4 protein-coding genes are annotated in these 4,002 nt (G+C 41.0%); 2 read left to right on the plus strand and 2 right to left on the minus strand.

All coding sequences use genetic code 11. The annotated features are described in order from the left end of the window. Positions 1-389: 389 nt before the first annotated feature. On the plus strand, positions 390-587 hold the full coding sequence (locus IQ229_RS16510; RefSeq protein WP_194045490.1) for a hypothetical protein: 198 nt from the start codon (positions 390-392) through the stop codon (positions 585-587). Positions 588-877: 290 nt separating this feature from the next. Here IQ229_RS16510 and IQ229_RS16515 read toward each other — a convergent pair whose 3' ends face one another. Both IQ229_RS16515 and IQ229_RS16520 read right to left on the minus strand, forming a co-directional pair. Continuing rightward, positions 878-1,225 (minus strand): hypothetical protein, encoded by a 348-nt coding sequence (locus IQ229_RS16515; protein WP_194045492.1) that lies wholly within the window; start codon positions 1,223-1,225, stop codon positions 878-880. A 79-nt stretch (positions 1,226-1,304) separates the two neighbouring features. After that, positions 1,305-2,792 (minus strand): CIA30 family protein, encoded by a 1,488-nt coding sequence (locus tag IQ229_RS16520; RefSeq protein WP_194045501.1) that lies wholly within the window; start codon positions 2,790-2,792, stop codon positions 1,305-1,307. A gap of 239 nt (positions 2,793-3,031) precedes the next feature. Here IQ229_RS16520 and IQ229_RS16525 point away from each other — a divergent pair, with 239 nt between their 5' ends. Next, positions 3,032-3,832 carry an RMD1 family protein gene (locus IQ229_RS16525; protein ID WP_194045503.1) on the plus strand — a complete coding sequence of 267 codons (801 nt, stop codon included), beginning with the start codon at positions 3,032-3,034 and terminating at the stop codon, positions 3,830-3,832. Positions 3,833-4,002: the final 170 nt, after the last annotated feature.

Raw genomic sequence — 4,002 nt, forward strand, 5'->3', positions numbered from 1 at the left:
GGTTTACATATTGAGCAACGGTAACAATATCAAGCTTTCATGACATTGCTTTATGGGTTAGCCAAAAACCACAATTCTTGAAGAAGAATTCAGGAACGGAGCCGGAGACGCTCCGCCTCCGGTCAGAATCAAGACGCTCTCTTATGAAACGCTCCTTGTAGCTTGCAACTCTTACAGAGTAAGCGGACTCACTCTAAGCCTTTTCTTCTCCCAAAGAGAGAAGGCTTTACGCTGTGCTATCCGCTCTTTCGTTCAAAATACCCAACTGAATTCTGGCGGCTGAAGCCTTTCTTCCCACAGTTATGTGAAATTAAGTCCCAAGATAGTGTGTACCCGACTATAGAAGAACTTAAGCTTGGCGTATAAGTTTAGAGTTTAGGGAAATAATTATGAATAAGGAAACAGTTCCTAGTCAGGCTGAAAAGTCTAATCCAGAAGGTGATGCATCACAATTAAGTCCAGAGGTATTGGACAAAATCAAACACCCTGCGAGAATAGACGATGTTATTCGAGAGCAATCACCAGAAGAACGTAAAAGTAACCCAGCTTTAGTACCGGAAATGATTGACGATCCAAATGATGAATGATTGGGTTTGCAAAAGATGAATCGAAAAGCTCAGATTCCCAACTTTTTAGAGAAGTCGGGAATTTTGTTATTTAGTTCTTCTTGATATATTTCCAGCGTATTGATATTTAATAGCACAGTCATAGTCTCAAATTTGACTTGATGAATAACTGAATAAAATTCTTTGATAACTTGAAGTCAGCCTAAGTTTTATAGGACTTACGCACGGGTAACGGAAAACGAACCACAGAGGGCGCAAAGGTCACGGAGGAATGAGAGTTTAGAGGGTTTTTGCGTAAGTCCTATAAATATTTAGCGTGATTCTAATTTAGCAACTCGCTGCTCTAATTTGTTGACTTGTTGCTTCAATTCAACCACCAAAGTAGCAAGCCGATCAAACATCGGATCTTGCTGTGATAAGTTACCTCTAGAACGAGTTGATTGTCGTGGGGTAAGTGTTGTTCTTGAGGATGGAGACTGCCGAGTTTTACCTAGCTGGGACTCTAGCTGATTTAACCGCGACTCAACACGATTCAGATCCGCTTCCAGATTGTAGATGCGGGACTCTACTTGCTGCGATGAGGCAGTTTTAGAAAAAAAACTGCCCCAGATTATTGTTACTAAAATCCCGGCGATTACTAACACCTTGATTTTTTTCATACCAATATCTGATTTGTTATAACAGTCTATCTAACCAGACTTGGGTGAGATAATTTACAGATTAAAAATCTGTAGATATTTATCTTTCGTCTAATTGTAAGTTAGAAAATAAACTCTGCCAATCGATAGAGTTGACAGTATTTTCTCCCTGTTTAATCTCAAATGTGACGTTAGAAGCTTTTTCTAGTTTTAGCGCTTGTACGCAAAGTTCTGCCACATCCTCACGGCTGATTTTGCCTCTAATATTGTCACCTTGCTCAAATATTAATTCCTTACCACCTGCGTCTTCAGTTAAAGCACAAGGTCTAATAATTGTATAAGGAATTCCGCTTTCTCTTAAACTATCTTCTCCCTTCAACTTCCAAGTTAGAATTCCTCCCAATTGGTCATTTAATTTCACTGCTGGCGGTTCTTCATCTAAATTAATGCCAGGGCGGCCGGGACGAGTGACACCTGCTGAACTGACGAGGATAAATTGTGGTAAAGTTGCCCCCCCATAAGCTTTAATTGATTCCATCTGGAAAGTAAAACTACCTGGGGAAAATTTCGGATTTAAAGCGCCATCATGTTCAAATTTGCTCAACATCAGTTGGAATGAACAAATTCTACTTTGCTCAAGTGGTGGTGCATCTTTGACAGTTTTTGCTCGAAATACGGGAATCAAATCTGCAAAGGGAATCTGAATATCTATCCAAGTATTAGCTACGGTATCGAAAGAATAGCTGTAGCCAATACCATCCCATGTCGTATCTGTCCGTAGAAAGATTTTATAACGCTGACCATCACCTTTGACACGTAATTTCACACCTTCATAACTAGATAAGTTGAAGGGTGGATCAAAATTTTTCGTTCTGATAGAAACAAATCCGCCAGAGTTAGCGGTGGAGACATTACCCGCAAATAAAGCTGTATTTTCTACTAATTGGATATTACTGGCACTCACGCCACCCATGACGACATCATCCAGCGCTCCCCAGTTATCCTTTAATTCTGCTGATGGCTTGGTGAAATCAAATATTAGTTTTTCCTTTGCTTGGGGCAAATATTTTGCCGCCGCTTGGACTAAGTTTTTGACTCCTTGATATTCTACATTTTCGGGAGTGTCGCCAACAATTTCTGGCTGGTAAAATTTAACACCTTGATAATATTTGGCTCTGTCTGCTGTATCTCCCTCCACTGGTTGTACGCGTACTGCTGTACAACAAATTACAGCTTGGATATCAGCCATAACTAAAGGAGTTAAAGTTTCTGGTTGCGTAATATCCGCAACTACTAAATCGATATCATTACCAAGAAATGACCGCGCTTTGTCAATATCTCGAACTAGGGCGCGAACTTTATAACCTTGTTGGAGCGATCGCTGCACTACTCGTTTACCGACACCACCTGTTGCACCTGCTACTAATATTACACCCACGTTTCTTCCTCCATTGGGTCTATATTGATTATCCTTAGGACGACCTTGGATTAATTGCTGTACCCAGTTAAGGAAAGGAATTACCTCAAAGTAAGTCAGGGTTTCGATAAACCTGCCTAAGTCCCATTGAGAACGATTTTTGTCAGCCATATTTGCGTCCTCATAACTTTATTTACTCTAACAATTTTGGGGAGAGTGGCGAATAATGTAGTTCAACTATTTGAACAGCGCTGTAATTTATTCAGGGCGCAAGAGTATCAAAAACAGGGTATGGGCTGTAGAAGAAAGACGAAATGGTAAGCTGAGATTGTAGTTATCTCTGACAACAGGCATCAATTACTATCGTTACCAGAGCAGTAAAGCAGGCAAAATATAGCTTTTGGGCAATAATGCAAAAACTCCTTTTTAATGACAAAGATAGATTTAGAGCGCAGGCCCTATTCCTTGGTAAAGGTATTAACTTACAGACGCTGGATAATTACGTTTCCTTGGCTAGTATGCCACTAATGATTAGAGTCGGTGAAGAAGGCTACGCTGTATTGCTGGCCTATGGTGCAGTTGTCCTATTTAACCTTGAGCCTGGAGAAAAGGTAGCTTTTTTGACCAAACTATCTTCTCAAATTAGCGGCCCTTTTGCCGACCCAGAAACAGAAGAGGTAGAAGTTCATCTCAGTATTAGTGAGAGTGAACGAGCCAAGGAAGGAAAAATTTTACTGCATGAATTGAGTATAGAACGCTTGCAGATAGTAGCTGATATTCTCGCCAAGAGTGTTGTGTTGTCTCACTATGAAACCAGCCTAGCGACTGTATTCGATCAAATTGAACCGTTTGCAGCTAGTCTCCAGCGTGAAAACAGGAGTAGACAACAAAGCCGGGAATTACTGCGTCAACTTGGGACTACCTTATTAGTTCAACATAAGATTGTAGGTCAAGTAGAGATTATCGATAAGCCGGAGTTGCTCTGGGAATCTCCACAGCTAGAAAACTTATATCTGCGCTTGGAGGATGAATACGAAATTCGCGAGCGTCACCATGCTCTGGAACGTAAACTAGAGCTAATTGCCCAAACCGCTCAAACGGTGCTGGAGTTCATGCAGCATAGCAGTAGTCAGCGCGTAGAGTGGTATGTGGTGATTCTGATTGTGGTAGAGATTCTGCTGTCACTTTATGACATCCTTTTCAAAAGCTAATGCTAAATTTGGGGTTGTGAAATGGCAAGGGAGCGATCGCAACTACTCAAAATTCAGTGCGAGAAATCGCTCCTCAGAGTGACGCTATTAATAAGTTGCAAGCTCTGCTACGAACTGAAACTAGGCAGAAAAAAGCAGCGATCGCTTTGTTTGATAATGCTAACTTGAAG

The organism is Nostoc cf. edaphicum LEGE 07299 (assembly GCF_015207245.1).
Classification (GTDB): Bacteria; Cyanobacteriota; Cyanobacteriia; order Cyanobacteriales; family Nostocaceae; genus Nostoc; species Nostoc edaphicum_B.